The 14,612-nt window shown below is 37.9% G+C and carries 12 protein-coding genes; 5 read left to right on the top strand and 7 right to left on the bottom strand.

What is annotated here, in order from left to right; all coding sequences use genetic code 11:
- Positions 1-81 precede the first annotated feature (81 nt).
- Both MHB55_RS15380 and MHB55_RS15385 read right to left on the bottom strand, forming a co-directional pair.
- Complete coding sequence (locus tag MHB55_RS15380) at positions 82-921, bottom strand: methyl-accepting chemotaxis protein (RefSeq protein WP_144538715.1); 840 nt, start codon at positions 919-921, stop codon at positions 82-84.
- Between the two features lie 18 nt (positions 922-939).
- Complete coding sequence (locus MHB55_RS15385; protein ID WP_151113243.1) at positions 940-2,394, bottom strand: aldehyde dehydrogenase family protein; 1,455 nt, start codon at positions 2,392-2,394, stop codon at positions 940-942.
- A gap of 1,448 nt (positions 2,395-3,842) precedes the next feature.
- Here MHB55_RS15385 and qoxA point away from each other — a divergent pair.
- The 5 genes from qoxA to MHB55_RS15410 all read left to right on the top strand — a co-directional run bounded on the left by qoxA (position 3,843) and on the right by MHB55_RS15410 (position 9,075).
- Entirely contained in the window at positions 3,843-4,799 is a 957-nt protein-coding gene (gene qoxA, locus MHB55_RS15390) for a cytochrome aa3 quinol oxidase subunit II (protein ID WP_191697713.1), read from the top strand.
- 61 nt (positions 4,800-4,860) lie between these two features.
- Positions 4,861-6,810: a cytochrome aa3 quinol oxidase subunit I gene (gene qoxB, locus MHB55_RS15395; RefSeq protein ID WP_144538721.1), complete on the top strand. Its 1,950-nt coding sequence runs from the start codon at positions 4,861-4,863 to the stop codon at positions 6,808-6,810.
- On the top strand, positions 6,807-7,403 hold the full coding sequence (gene qoxC, locus MHB55_RS15400) for a cytochrome aa3 quinol oxidase subunit III (protein ID WP_154310141.1): 597 nt from the start codon (positions 6,807-6,809) through the stop codon (positions 7,401-7,403). Before qoxB ends, qoxC begins: the two co-directional genes overlap by 4 nt.
- Position 7,404: 1 nt before the next feature.
- A complete protein-coding gene (gene qoxD / locus MHB55_RS15405) occupies positions 7,405-7,686 on the top strand; it encodes a cytochrome aa3 quinol oxidase subunit IV (RefSeq protein ID WP_144538725.1) in 282 nt (93 codons plus the stop codon).
- Between the two features lie 933 nt (positions 7,687-8,619).
- The gene (locus MHB55_RS15410) at positions 8,620-9,075 is read left to right on the top strand and encodes an AraC family transcriptional regulator (RefSeq protein WP_191697715.1); all 456 of its coding nucleotides are present in this window, start codon (positions 8,620-8,622) and stop codon (positions 9,073-9,075) included.
- A 115-nt stretch (positions 9,076-9,190) separates the two neighbouring features.
- Here the strand turns inward: MHB55_RS15410 and MHB55_RS15415 are convergent, their stop codons facing one another.
- The 5 genes from MHB55_RS15415 to MHB55_RS15435 form a co-directional block, all read right to left on the bottom strand.
- The gene (locus tag MHB55_RS15415) at positions 9,191-9,424 is read right to left on the bottom strand and encodes a hypothetical protein (protein WP_144538729.1); all 234 of its coding nucleotides are present in this window, start codon (positions 9,422-9,424) and stop codon (positions 9,191-9,193) included.
- 233 nt (positions 9,425-9,657) lie between these two features.
- Entirely contained in the window at positions 9,658-10,392 is a 735-nt protein-coding gene (locus MHB55_RS15420; RefSeq protein WP_144538731.1) for a glucose 1-dehydrogenase, read from the bottom strand.
- Between the two features lie 305 nt (positions 10,393-10,697).
- A complete protein-coding gene (locus MHB55_RS15425; protein ID WP_144538733.1) occupies positions 10,698-11,801 on the bottom strand; it encodes a Ger(x)C family spore germination protein in 1,104 nt (367 codons plus the stop codon).
- Positions 11,788-12,894 (bottom strand): GerAB/ArcD/ProY family transporter, encoded by a 1,107-nt coding sequence (locus MHB55_RS15430; RefSeq protein ID WP_144538735.1) that lies wholly within the window; start codon positions 12,892-12,894, stop codon positions 11,788-11,790. The genes MHB55_RS15425 and MHB55_RS15430 overlap by 14 nt, the downstream gene beginning before the upstream one ends.
- The gene (locus MHB55_RS15435; RefSeq protein WP_186318195.1) at positions 12,891-14,246 is read right to left on the bottom strand and encodes a spore germination protein; all 1,356 of its coding nucleotides are present in this window, start codon (positions 14,244-14,246) and stop codon (positions 12,891-12,893) included. Before MHB55_RS15435 ends, MHB55_RS15430 begins: the two co-directional genes overlap by 4 nt.
- Between the last annotated feature and the right edge of the window lie 366 nt (positions 14,247-14,612).

Raw genomic sequence — 14,612 nt, forward strand, 5'->3', positions numbered from 1 at the left:
AACCCTCACCTTTAACATAGCCAATAAATATTAGAATTTTAAAAAGAGCGACCGTCATATAGACGGTTTGCTCTTTTCATTTTAGTTATCTTGACTAAGTGATTCTTGTGCAAGTGTTGCTAGCTCTTGTGCCTTAGAGCTAATTTCTTGAATAGTTGCAGAAAATTCTTGAATGGAACCGGATTGGTTGTCAGTCAATGTATTTACCTCTGAGAAAGCTTGGTTCAACGTTAACAGAAGCCCTTGAATGTTTTTTGTTATGTCATTAATCTGATTTACATTTTCCTTCGAATTGGTTGCTAGCTTACGTATTTCATTCGCTACAACGGAAAAGCCCTTCCCTACATCCCCTGCTCTAGCCGCTTCAATCGCTGCATTTAAACCAAGCAGATTACTTTGGTCTGATATTCCCTTAACTACAGAAGAAATTTCACCGATTTGCTCTGCACTTGAGCTTACGGCTTTCATTTGAGACGTAATATCTGTCACTCGATCAGCAAGTGAAGTCACCGATTCACTTATATCTTCAATGCCTGCTGCTGTTTGCTCCACAATTACAGAAAAGCTTTCAGCCATTTCAAATAGCTTGTTTGCCTTTTCCAAGCTTGTTCCGATTCCTACACCGCCTATTACATTACCCTCATCATCATGAAGAGGTAGTGCACGAGCTATTAACGGAAATCCGAATAGCTCCTTCGGAAGGACTGCCGATAAAGGAGAATCGGTTCTAATCGCATTTGTTACGATATCCCCTTCCATTAATGGATCACCTGGGTTTACATTTAAAGCAAACGTTTTACCTGGTATATTAATGATCAGCTTCTCCGTATCGTAAATTCCAACAGTTATATCGTCCTGGACAAGCTCATTAAGCAATGGAGCAACTTTAACAAATGCTTTTATTAAATCATGTTCTGCCATCAATTTTCACTCTTTCTATTAATATGGTAGGTTTCTTTGACCGTAGTTCACTGAAATCCATTTTAATGTTGTAAATTCATCTAAGCTCCATTGGCCATTTAAGCGACCTAAGCCAGATTGCTTTTCACCACCGAAGGCTACAATCGGTTCATCATTAATCGTTAAATCATTAACATGAATCATCCCTGTGTGTACCTTCTTAGCCATTTCCACTCCTCGTTCTAGATTAGATGTATGAATAGCTCCACTTAGTCCAAAACGAGTATTGTTAGCAATATCAATTGCCTCTTCTTCTGTATCAAAAGGAATAACACATACTACTGGTCCGAAAAGCTCTTCCTGAGAAACACTCATGTCAGTCGTAACATCTGTTAAAATGGTTGGCTCTAGCAATCTTCCAGTAACATTCCCTTTAAGGTAAGGTGTAGCACCTTCTTCAATCCCTTTTTCGATCAAGGCTTGCAGGGTTTGGGCTTGGCGATCATTGATAACTGGCCCAATGATTGTTTCAGGATTTAATGGATCACCGACTTTAAGAGAAGAAACCTTTTGTGCATATTTTTCAATGAACTCTTTATAAATAGATCGTTGAACAAGAATTCTATTTGCTGACATACAAATTTGTCCTTGATGGGTAAATCTACTGAAAGTAGCAGCATTCACAGCATACTCGAGGTCAGCATCCTCTAAAATAATAAAAGCACTGTTGCCGCCTAGCTCAAGTAATGGCTTTTTGAAGTTTTTAATAGCTACCTGACCAATATAGCTTCCTACTTGTGTAGATCCAGTGAAGGAGATAATTCTTGGAATTGGGTGCTCCACAAATGCATCGCCAATTTCTTTGATATCTGTAACAACGACATTTATTAATCCTTTCGGTACTCCTGCTTCTTCAAAGATTTTTCCGATTAGCGTTCCGCCCATAATAGGTGTGTCATCATGAGGTTTTAATACGACACCATTTCCAGCTCCTAGTGCAGGTGCAACAGATTTCATCGATAAGAAGAATGGGAAGTTAAATGGGCTAATAACTCCTACAACGCCTGCAGGAATTCGGTATAGTCTATTTTCCACGTCATCTATTGTAGAAGGTAGAATTTTCCCTTCCATTCTTAATGGGAAGGTAGCTGCCTCTTTAATGATGTTTTTAACAAGACCAATTTCGAATGCTGCCTTCAGTCTAGTACCACCTAATTCTTCCATAATAATAGAGGTGATTTCTTCCTCATGCTCTTCCATATATTTTACTGCATTTTCTAAGATATCACGTTTTTTATAAGGATTTACTTTGTCCCATTCTAGCTTCGCTGCATGTGCAGCCTTATATGCTAAATCTATATCTTCTACATTTGCTAGCTTGTATGTATTAATAGGCTTGTCATTGTAAGGGTTTGTATTATTTAACACGAGACTACTGTTTCCGTCTCTCCATTCACCAGCGATAAATTGTTTGCCTAACATTTCTAAGTTCATCTTTTTAACCTCCAGGATATTATTCTTATTAACTCTTTGATTATCGTCAGGATTAGTAAAATCTTTACTGAAATAGAAATGTATTGTGAATAATTTATCTAATAGTTACTGAAAAGTTTTAAAAATAGTCCCATACACCCATTCGATTCTTTCAGACAAACAAACATTATTACCTAATCTAATATATAAGAATAGCGCAAGAGTTATATCTGAGTTACTAAGAACTATTAATATAGATGGCTGATTTTCGCTTTAGGCGGTCGCTTTCCGTGGGGTGAGCGATAAGCCATCACCGTCGCTTACGCGTCGTTTGTGATGTCTTATCTGTCTCACTCATCCCACTGGAGTCGCCGCCTGACGCTTCAATCACAGGTGGAGGATGAATTAGATAAGTTAGAATGAAAAAAATTATACCGTTATATTTAGCTATTAAATCGAATTAATTTACACTTAAATTTTGAATATAGATGGTAGATTTCCGCTCTAGGCGGTCGCTTTCCGTGGGGTGCGCGATAAGTCATCACCGCCGCTTGCGCGTCGTTTGTGATGTCTCATCTGTCTCACTCATCCCACTGGAGTCGCCGCCTGTCGCTTCAATCACAGGTGGAGGGTGAATTAGATAAGTTAGAATGAAAAAAATTATACCGTTATATTTAGCTATTAAATCGAATTAATTTACACTTAAATTTTGAATATAGATGGTAGATTTCCGCTTTAGGCGGTCGCTTCAATAATAGGTAGAGGGTGAATTAGATAAGTTAGAATGAAAAAAATTATACCGTTATATTTAGCCATTAAATCGAATTAATTTATACTTAAATTTTGAATATAGATGATAGATTTCCGCTCTAGGCGGTCGCTTTCCATGGGGTGAGCGATGAGCCATCACCGCCGCTTGCGCGTCGTTTGTGATGTCTCATCTGTCTCACTCATCCCACTGGAGTCGCCGCCTGTCACTTCAATCAACAGGATAAAATATTATTTAGAATTCCATTAGCTTGCTATGTAGATATAACTTTGTTAATGGCATATTTAGAATTTTATTTATTTTGTGTTCCTCCGTTAGTTATTAATGCTTGTTCTGCTAACCTCAATATGGCTACCAATTTATGTCCTTTCTATCTCCAATAAGACATCCTACAGATATCTAATTCTTCGTTTTAGAGCCTTTCCAAGATGGAAAATGAACAACATTACTTGAAAACTGCTCAAACAAAAAGTACAAAAATACCAATTAAGCCCATAATTATGAACGAAGTTGACACTTTCTTAAATATTTCACAATTGTGTTAAAGAACGTTCAAATCTTCTTGAACAATTCGTGAAGTCCGGTTTTTATATTCGTTTTTTTGAAGGCATGGTAATAAGATAGAGGCACAGAGAGGAATTCTTTGAAAGCAACACTAGTTACCTTAGCTTTTTATAATAGATTGGAAAGGGGTACAACGATGAAATTAAAATTGAAGTGGGCTCTCTTGACGATGGTTTTCACTATTGTCACTGTGTTAACAGGATGCGAGCCATTACTTGTTTTAGACCCTAAAGGCCCTCAAGCCGAGGCACAGGCAAATGATATTATGTTATCTATTTTCCTAATGTCGGGGATTGTGATTGTCGTTTTAGCTATCTTAGTTTTTGTGTTAATAAAATACCGTGCTTCTAAACAAAGCGAGGATTACGAGCCACCTCATATAGAAGGAAGTCCGATTGTGGAAGCAATTTGTATCGGTATTCCTATTATAATAGTTATTTTTCTTTCAATCGTTTCAGTTAGAAGTAACTATATTGTAGAGTCGACGCCTCAAGGCTATGAGGATCAGGAACCATTAATCATTTATGCATCTTCCTCTAACTGGAAATGGCATTTTAGTTATCCTGAACAAGGTATTGAAACGGTTAACTACTTATATATCCCAGCTAATCGTGCGATTGAGTTTAAACTATACTCCCACGGACCAATTACTAGCTTTTGGATTCCACAGCTAGGCGGGCAAAAGTATGCGATGTCTGATATGGTGACTACGTTACACTTAGCTGCCGATGTTGAAGGCGAGTTCATGGGCAGAAATGCGAACTTCAGTGGATCTGGATTTGCAGAAAACGTCTTTGATGTTACCTCTATGTCTAATGCCGATTTTGAAGATTGGGTAGAGGAAGTACATGAAACTGCACCTGCTCTTACAGAAGAGAAGTTTGAGGAATTATTAGAACCAGGTCATCTTGGCCGTTCAACTTATACAGGAACACATTTAGAATTCTCACCTGCTCCTAGTCATGACCATGGCGATAATGCAGAGGAATCTGAACACGAGCACCATGAATCAACTGATAAGGATGAGAAGTCCGATCATGAGAATCATGGACAAACTAATGAAACTGAGGAATCAGATCATTCTCAGCATTAATTGAAGGATTACAAGATTACTATAGTAAAAGCTATAGATTCCTGAAAGGAGAAACAAAAGTATGGATTTCTTTGATCGCTTTGCCGTACCACATCCAAGCTTTTTGATATATGCATCCATGGTCGGAATTGGCCTTACGATGGTTGCAATAGTTTTAGGTATTACCTACTTTAAGAAATGGGGATACCTCTGGCGTGAATGGATTACTACAGTAGACCATAAGCGTATTGGTATTATGTACTTGCTTACAGCATTATTGATGCTGTTCCGTGGTGGCGTTGACGCCATTATGATGCGCTATCAGCTTTCGATGCCAGAAAACACATTTTTAGATTCACAGCATTATAATGAAGTCTTCTCCACTCATGGAGTAGTAATGATTTTATTTATGGCAATGCCGTTTATCATCTTTTTCTTTAACTATGTTATTCCATTACAAATTGGAGCAAGAGATGTAGCGTTTCCACGTTTAAATGCACTTAGCTTCTGGCTGTTCTTTATGGGTATGGGATTATTCAACATTTCCTTCATCGTAGGTGGATCGCCTGATGCAGGTTGGACTTCTTATTTCCCACTTGCAGGCAATGAGTTCAGTACATCTGTTGGTACGAACTATTACATGATTGCTATTCAAATAGCTGGTCTTGGTACATTGATGACTGGTATTAACTTTATTACAACTATCCTGAAAATGAGAGCACCTGGTATGACTTTAATGAAAATGCCAATGTTCACATGGTCAGCGTTTATCGCAAACATCATTATCGTTTTCGCTTTCCCAGTATTAACTGTATTACTAGCAATGGGAACAATGGATAGACTGTTTGGGACAAACTTCTTTACAACGGACAATGGCGGAATGGATATGCTCTGGGCTAACCTGTTCTGGGTTTGGGGACATCCGGAGGTATACATTCTAATACTACCGGCATTCGGTTTATTCAGTGAGATTATTTCAACCTTTGCTCGACGCAATCTATATGGCTATAAGTCAATGGTTGCTTCCATGGTAGTTATTTCTGTCCTATCCTTTGTCGTATGGGCGCATCACTTCTTTACAATGGGTCAAGGTCCATTATCAAATAGTATCTTCTCGATCACTACGATGGCGATCGCTATTCCGACAGGGGTTAAAATATTTAACTGGCTGTTCACCCTATGGAAGGGGAAAATCGAGTTTACGACACCGATGCTTTACTCCATCATGTTCATTCCACTGTTCACTTTAGGTGGGGTTACAGGGGTAATGCTTGCAATGTCAGCAGCTGACTATCAATATCACAATACGATGTTCTTAGTTGCCCATTTCCATAACGTAATTATCCCTGGTGTTGTTTACGCAATGCTAGCTGGTCTTACTTACTATTGGCCGAAAATATTCGGCTTTATGTTAAACGAGCGACTAGGAAAATGGACTGCATGGTTATTATCCATCGGTTTCGTACTAGCCTTCATCCCAATGTATATTACGGGATTAGACGGTCAAGCGCGTCGTATGTACACTTACTCTGAGTCTACAGGTTTCGGAATGTGGAATATGGTTTCCTTCGTTGGAGCAGGTATTATGGCAGTAGCCTTCGCGTTACTTGTTTATAACATCTATTACAGTATCCGTTATGCTTCTCGCGATATTGGGGATGACCCATGGGATGCACGATCACTGGAATGGGCTACACATACACCAGTACCTGAATATAATTTCGCTGTTACACCTCAGGTCGAGTCTACACAAGCGTTTTGGGATTCTAAGAAAAACGGTCATGAAATATTCAAAGGAAAAATCGAGAAAATTCACATGCCGAATAATAGCGGTTTACCATTTATCATGAGCTGTATCTTCTTTGCCCTTGGGTTTGCAATGATCTTCAGCATATGGCCACTTGCCATCGTTTCATTGATTGGTATTTTAGGTTGTCTAGCATACCGTTCATTTGAACAGGATCATGGAAGATACATTTCGGTAGAGGAAATCGAAGAAACGGAAAGAAAATTGCGAGGTGCTAAAAAATGAAGGTAGATAAGTCACTTCCACTTGAGTACAGCACAGAGGAAAACAGCTTAAAAGTCTTGGGCTTTTGGATTTTCATCGGGGCGGAAATTATGCTTTTCGCAACACTTTTCGCCTCCTACTTCACCTTAGAGGATCGCATAGGTAGCGGTCCCTCTGGTGCAGATATTTTTGAAATAACACCAGTGTTAATTGAGACACTTTTACTTTTAACGAGTAGCTTTACAATCGGTCTTGCCATTCATGCAATGCGAATGAACCGTACAAAAGCAACAATGGCTTTCTTTGGGATTACACTTCTTCTAGGAGCTGCTTTCCTAGGAGTCGAGATTTACGAGTTTACACACTATATACATGTTGGAGCAGGACTTCAAACTAGTGCCTTTACGGCGATTTTATTGACGACGTTAGGGACACATGGTTTGCACGTAACATTTGGTTTCTTCTGGGGATTGTTCATTCTCCTACAAATCAAGAAGCGTGGTCTAACTCCGGAAACTGCTAATAAGTCATTTATTTTCTCTCTATATTGGCATTTCCTAGATGTGATTTGGATTTTCATCTTCAGCTTCATCTACTTGAAAGGAATGATGTAATATGAAAGAATTATTCCCTCTCAAGCAAGTAATGGGCTTTGCATTTTCATTGGTCCTAACAGCAGTAGCATTATTGGTGTACTTTATGGATATGTCCTTTGGAGTTGGAATGACTATCTTACTGCTGACTGCGTTTACCCAGGCCGGTTTACAGCTAGTGGTATTCATGCATGCTGGCGAAACGGATGATAAAAAATCCATTTATGTCAATGTCTATTACGGCTTATTGCTCGCATTATTAACGATTTTAGGTACGTTACTTGTAATGGTGTGGGATATGTAATAACGAAGAAGAGCGTCTATTAGGCGCTCTTTTTTTGTTGATAAAGATGGAAAGATATAAGAATAGATGACTGATTTTCGCTTTAGGCGAACGCTTTCCGTGGGGTGAGCGATAAGTCATCACCCGTCGCTTACGAGCGCGGTTGTGATGGCTTATCTGTCTCACTCATCCCACTGGAGTCGCCGCCTGTCGCTACAATCATAGGTTGTGTAGGAATAGAAAGTCATTTGAAAAAAGCTTGCTAAACTATCTAAACGGTTACTTGAAAAGAATGAGAGAGAGATGGGAGATTTCCGCTTTAGGCGGACGCTTTCCGTGGGGTGAGCGATAAGTCATCACCCGTCGCTTACGCGCGCGGTTGTGATGGCTTATCTGACTCCACTCATCCCACTGGAGTCGCCGCCTGTCGCTTCAATCATAGGTTGTGTGACGAGAAAGTAGTTAGGATAAAATCAAATTCAGTTCGGGCAGTTTGTATCAAAAATAAATCTCAAAAAATAAATGGCCGATCTCCGCTTTAGGCAGGCGCTTTCCGTGGGGTGAGCGATTAGCCATCACCGTCGCCTACGCGCGCGGTTGTGATAGCTTATCTGACTGACTCATCCCACTGGAGTCGCCGCCTGTCGCTTCAATCATAAAGTGTATGTAGGGTAAAATGTTGTGAGTCTGGAACAAGCTGAATTCATTAATATGTATCAAAATAAACCTCAATATAAGACTCAAAAAATAGATGGCTGATTTCCGCTTTCGGTGGACGCGTTCCGTGGGGTGAGCGATAAGTCATCACCTGTCGCTACAATCAATAAAGTGAGTAATTTTCATTTTTTGTAGGCAAATTGCTGCCTATAAAATTAACTCGTGTATATATTTTTTAAGCATGTTACATTCGAAATGTACCAAACAATTCCAAAAGAAGAAAGGAAGTAAGAATCGATGAAGTTTGAAGTTGAAACGCTACCTAACTATCGCTTGGTTTATGTACGACGGGTTGGTCCATATGGTTCTGCAAATATTGAAGTTATGCAGAAGTTAAAAAATTGGGCTAAAGAGAAAGATCTTTCGGGAACTATACTTGCTATCCAACAAGATAACCCTACGACAACACTTCCCGAAAACTGTAGATTTGATGCTTGTTTAGTGATTTCAGAGGATTATCAAGTGGATGATTCGATTTGTGAAGGCGAACTAGCTGCAGGTGAATATCTTGTTTACAAGGTTAAACATACAGCCGAGGACATTCAAATTGCATATGCTAGCATTTTTCCTTCTTTACAAGACAATGGATATCAAATTGACAACAAACCCATTTTAGAAAGGTACACGGAGGATATGGTAAACAACCATTATTGTGAAATATGTGTACCGGTAAAACCATTAAAGATTGGTTAAGAAAGTTGTGCCTTTCTGGACTTTGCACATGAGGAGTCACTACTTACACTTAACCAATAAAAAAAGGCATTTAGAGTAGCTCCTCTAAATACCTTGTTCACAGAGAGTATCTTGTTTAGATGCTCTCTTTTTTCAATTGTTTGGAGTTCAAAATCATTTCCTCTGAAGCAACTAATATCATCCCAATGATAAATGTGAAGACTGCTCCCATGACGATTCCGATTCCAACGCCCATAACTGTACTATACTCACTTATTAATGTTCCATATAAAAAGACAGCAATTCCTATAGTTAACAAGGCTGCACCTACAATTTTTGTAGCGTGTAACATTTTTACGTATGATTCCATTCGAAACACCCCTCTTAACCTATATTATTCACCTTGTTCACAATTTTGTCAATACTTTTTGTCCGAAATGTGAACGACTGTGAATAGTTAGAGGTCCCTTCTTCCCCAATTATATGCTTCCTCTCCAGTTACTATTAGCGTAAGTCATATAAACAAAAAAACTCCCCAGCAGATTCATACCTGCTGAGGAGCTCTCTATAATAATGGAAGTATTATTCCTTCCATCAACTTTATTATTGTGCAGTTAATCCACCATCGATTACGAATTCAGATCCAGTTGAATAGCTTGATTCGTCAGATGCTAGGTAAAGAACAAGGCTAGAAACTTCTTCAGATTGAGCTACACGTTTAAGTGGGATATGCTTAGCGAACTCTTTAATCATTTCTACCGCATCTCCTTGGGTAACCATTGGTGTTTCAATAACACCCGGGTGTACGGAGTTTACTCGAATGCCATAGTGAGCTAATTGAAGAGCTGCTGCCTTAGTCATACCACGAACAGCAAATTTCGTATCTGTATATCCGACTGCTCCACCTACTAATCCGTTCATAGAAGAGATGTTGACGATAGAACCACTACCTGCTTTTTGCATAGAAGGAACAACTGCTTTTGTTCCTAGGAATACAGAAACTTGGTTGATGTCCACAATTTTACGGTAGTCAGCTTCAGTCATTTCCATTAAAGGCTTGCTCATGCTGATACCAGCGTTGTTCACTAAGATGTTAGCTGGACCGAAAGCTTTTTCTGTTTCTTCAATAACAGTTGTCCAGTCCGCTTCTTTTGTTACGTCTTGTTTTACAAACAAGACGTTTTCTCCTAGTTCTTTCGCTAGAGCTTGTCCACCTTCCTCGTTCAAGTCAGTGAAGACAACTTTCGCACCTTCGCTTACGAATTTACGTACATGAGATTCACCCATACCACGAGCTCCACCAGTAATAATAGCAACTTTGTCTGTTAAACGACCCATTCAAATTCCTCCCACTAATCTATTTTTCTTTTTTGTAAACGGTTACAATTCCATTATATACCTACTTTATCCTAAATCAAGTAGATACAATAACGTTTAAACATTATGATATGAAGGAATTAATGTTAACAAAAATTTAGCCTAAAACACTTAATTTCCCCTATAAAACTGTCCTAAAAACAGTGGTTAAGATTTGCAAATTTGAGTCTATAACGCTACACGATTTTGACTTTATGGAAGGCAGGGATTAAAACCAAGGTAGACTACTCAGCAAAGCTTTCATACTCCCCTTGTAATAAGTATTTCTATTGGATTGTTCCAGTACTTTTTAATGCGATATCTACGGTTACATCAATTGGTAGGTTTGGGTATGCCTCTTCCCATTTTTTAAACGTACCTTTATCATATAGCTGCATTGTTCGATATCTAAGCCCGAATCCAAAGGGGTCTAGCTCTTCCTTTTGAAGCGTGGTGAGTAATTTCTCCAAATTTCCTTTTATCTCTTTGGAAGCTAATTTATTATATTTGTCTAAGTTGTTTAGGGGCAATTGCTTATTTGACTGGCTGATGACTCCTGTCATTTTTACGTCTACCTTGATGGATGTAGGTCGTTCATTATCATTTATTACTTTATATTTCATCTTAACGGTTCCCATATTTAGTACTAGCTTTAAATCATCAGTCACTATTTTAACGCTGTACCCACTTATACTATTTGCCAGTGAATTGTAGTCTCTCGTTAAACTAGAGGATAATTCAAGTGGCTTAATCCTCTCCTTCACTACTACGGATTTATTGACGATTAGCTGAGTACCTGACTCATTTGACTCCACGATTGGTATAATCGGATCAACACCTTCACCATGAAAATCTCTTCTAAATTCATATAAATAAGTTGAGACTATATAGGGACTTTCCGTACCTGTATTCCCAAAAAATTTAGTAAGTGGAGATGCAACTGCAGCCTCCCCCTTTGGTTCAGTTCTAAGTATAGCTTCCGCCGAAGGTTTAGCTACAGCAACCCAAGCGATTGTTTGTATATCCCCTCTTCTAAAAAGATAATCCATAAAATCCTTGAGCTCTTCTTCTAATAGCGCTTCATTTATTAGGATTATTTTTGCATGCCCAAATTCCAAAACCTTATCCGTATGTGTTTCTAATATTCTAACCGCTTCTTCTATATTTTCACCCTCATGCACTAAATACTGATAGCTCGGTTCTTTTTCTTGTTTGATGGATGAAACAGGGATAGCTAGCTTCAATGTAATTTTATATTTACCGCTTTCTTTTTCAGAAGGATCAATTCCAATCGCTGTAACAAATATTCGATTATCAATATCTTTAAATCCACAGCCCGAAAGAAAGCTTGTAATGACTAGTATAATTGTCAGAAATTTAAGATGAGCCATTAGACTTTAACCTCCGTTTTGCAAAAAGTAAACTTACGATTAAAACGATGTAGAATATTGGCAATATATTATAGAAATAAGTAGAAAGTTTAGTTAATTGATATTCACTAATTTGTCTCGTCACAGCTATTCCTATAATCCCGAATAGAAAAACAAATAGATAAGATGTGAGATTTCTTTCTTTCCATTTCAATTTTTTAAACAGAAAAATACTTTCAAATATTTTCAGTGAAACATGCCAGTGGATCAACAGGCTAATAAAGGCTACTCCCAAAAATAAAATGACAAAAATGAAAATGGCTCGCTCAATTATTCCAAACTTCATGCGTACAGCATCGCTTGTTGTCACCCAAGGAAAAGTAAAATTATCAATTTGTTCAAAGCCATTAAAACCTATAGGTATGAAATATGTTGTAAACAAAGTGAAGATACCTGTCAAACTTAAAATGACTATTTCCTTAAATCCTGCTTTCTTCTTAAACTTAATAAATTTATTGAAGATAATTATGTTCACAGCACCTATAAAAATATACGTAGATGCTGAATAGGCATTATAGCTTGGTAATTCATTGATGTGTGTAATAGCTACCTTTACAAAATCCCAATCTAATCGTGAATCAGTATATATTTTTACTACTAAAAAGAAAATGACAGGTACAAACAAAACTAACACGAGCTCAGTTGTGTAAAGAACACTTTTCTCCTTCATTAACACCCCAAAGGAGATGATCAATATAAATGCCAGAGTTGTTATGGTAACAGAAGTCTCATAAGACAAAAAAGTAGTAAACAGCATAACATACGTTGCAATAGTTATTAGACCCGCAGCATACCATGAAATTGCAAAGTAAAATAAAACAGGGTAATAAAACCACTTAGAAGTATACTTCTGTAATATTTCTGGAAAGGTCATATTTGGAAAATGCCTAAATAAGTTTATAACAGTGATAGTAAGAAATACTCCAACAATGATAGCAATAATCATGGACACTATGGCTCCATTTTTGCTCTCACTCATTAAAATTCTTGGCACAGATGCGATGATGTTAGTAACCATTGTGACAATTATTAAGTAATATAGATACCGGCTCATCCTTTTGATCGCACCCCTATTTCTTTCTTCTCCCCCCACCAATACATTTTTAGATAGGGCTCACCAAAGCTTCTTTTGTTAGCCAAGAACATTACAAGCCCTAGAGATCCTAGTATTAACCCTATCGTTCCAAAAAGCGTTGTATAGATGATTAGCATATATCGACAAATACGGATAGAAAAGCTCATCTCACTAATCGGAATGACAAAGCTTGTAATAGCAACAGCAGACACAATGATAATCATGATATTGGAGGTTAATGCTGCTTCAGTAGCCGCAGTTCCTAAGATCAGTCCTCCAACTGTCGTAGCTGTTGCAGAAATGGCCTTAGGCAATCGTATACTTGCCTCAGTAAGAAACTCCATGAAAATAAGCATGAATAATACCTCGATAAAGGACGGATAAGGCACTCCAAGTCTACTCCCTGCTACAGTAAGCGCCAATTCCGTTCTCATAACATCTGGGGTATAGGACGTCACGGCAACATACAACGCCGGTAAAATGAGACAGATGATCAAACCTATATACCTCAGTATCAATGTAAACGTAGTAATCCAAAAAGTATGATAGTTATCTTCCATCGAGAGCATAAAGTCAAAGAAAACAACGGGAGCTATTAATGCATGAGGACTCCCATTAATCATGACTACAACTTTTCCAGCGGCCAGATTATATGATATTCGATCAGGTCGCTCCGTCAAAATCAGGGTAGGAAAAAGAGTAATTTTAGACCCATTTAAGTGGAGCTGCAAATCTCCAGCAGACTGAATAAGTGTCGCATCTAAATTCTTTAATTTTTCTTTGACATTTTTGAGTACAGACTGTTTTACCGTCTTTTCGTCATAAATAATGGCCACGGGCTGGTGAGCCTTATCCTTCAATTGGTGCATTTCAAACTTTAAGGTAGGCTCATGATAACGCTGCCTAATAATGTTTAAATTCGTCTCAATATCCTCACTTAAAGCTAATTGTGGACCGTAAATAGTAGGCTCCATTAATGTTTGCTGTACTTCATTCGAATTCACTAATTTAATATCTATTAGATAAAACTCATCTTCTATAGCTACTAGGACATGTCCCTTCGTTATTTCAATTTGCAGTTCTTCTCCCGATTTCATCGTAGTTAAGTCCGGCAACGATTCGACATAAGATTGGTAACTCCCAAAGGATTTCATTTCAAAAAAAGGTTTAATAATCGTTCCATGTAGCTTAGCACCATCTACAACTGATTTTAAATAGAACATAAATACTGTATTCCCTTCCATTTGTAAGGGCTTGAAGATTATATCACTAGAAGGGGTAAACTTTTCAGATAGCTCATTCATCAATGTAGGAGGATTCGGTTTCGACATACTATCCAAGCTCATAGCCTCCATATAAGAATATTTTTAATACATTTAGGTTAACCGAAAGTACAAAATTCTAACCAATTAATGGCTTTAATTATGTAAGTCTTTAGAAAAAATGAAGAACCCCATTTCTTTTGAAATGAGGTTCTAGTTTTGGGGCAGTATATGGTTAATTTAAAGAGACAAGTTAGTCTTCCCTATATCTGTTGTTCTATATTCTCTACTTTTGTTTTATTTACACTTCCGACTTGTAACAATTTATATCTCACACCGTTTAATCGTGTATCTGTGATAGAGCGTTCCTATGACAAACAAAGCAAAATCTACAGCTTTAGATGTTTCGTTTAAGCTATATATAATACTCGTTTC

Source organism: Psychrobacillus sp. FSL K6-1267 (assembly GCF_038003265.1).
GTDB classification, from domain to species: domain Bacteria; phylum Bacillota; class Bacilli; order Bacillales_A; family Planococcaceae; genus Psychrobacillus; species Psychrobacillus faecigallinarum.

Coding starts and splice junctions, on each gene's coding strand:
- MHB55_RS15380 (WP_144538715.1), bottom strand. CDS start 921: ATGGCAGAACATGATTTAATAAAAGCATTTGTTAAAGTTGCTCCATTG.
- MHB55_RS15385 (WP_151113243.1), bottom strand. CDS start 2,394: ATGAACTTAGAAATGTTAGGCAAACAATTTATCGCTGGTGAATGGAGA.
- qoxA (WP_191697713.1), top strand. CDS start 3,843: ATGAAATTAAAATTGAAGTGGGCTCTCTTGACGATGGTTTTCACTATT.
- qoxB (WP_144538721.1), top strand. CDS start 4,861: ATGGATTTCTTTGATCGCTTTGCCGTACCACATCCAAGCTTTTTGATA.
- qoxC (WP_154310141.1), top strand. CDS start 6,807: ATGAAGGTAGATAAGTCACTTCCACTTGAGTACAGCACAGAGGAAAAC.
- qoxD (WP_144538725.1), top strand. CDS start 7,405: ATGAAAGAATTATTCCCTCTCAAGCAAGTAATGGGCTTTGCATTTTCA.
- MHB55_RS15410 (WP_191697715.1), top strand. CDS start 8,620: ATGAAGTTTGAAGTTGAAACGCTACCTAACTATCGCTTGGTTTATGTA.
- MHB55_RS15415 (WP_144538729.1), bottom strand. CDS start 9,424: ATGGAATCATACGTAAAAATGTTACACGCTACAAAAATTGTAGGTGCA.
- MHB55_RS15420 (WP_144538731.1), bottom strand. CDS start 10,392: ATGGGTCGTTTAACAGACAAAGTTGCTATTATTACTGGTGGAGCTCGT.
- MHB55_RS15425 (WP_144538733.1), bottom strand. CDS start 11,801: ATGGCTCATCTTAAATTTCTGACAATTATACTAGTCATTACAAGCTTT.
- MHB55_RS15430 (WP_144538735.1), bottom strand. CDS start 12,894: ATGAGCCGGTATCTATATTACTTAATAATTGTCACAATGGTTACTAAC.
- MHB55_RS15435 (WP_186318195.1), bottom strand. CDS start 14,246: ATGTCGAAACCGAATCCTCCTACATTGATGAATGAGCTATCTGAAAAG.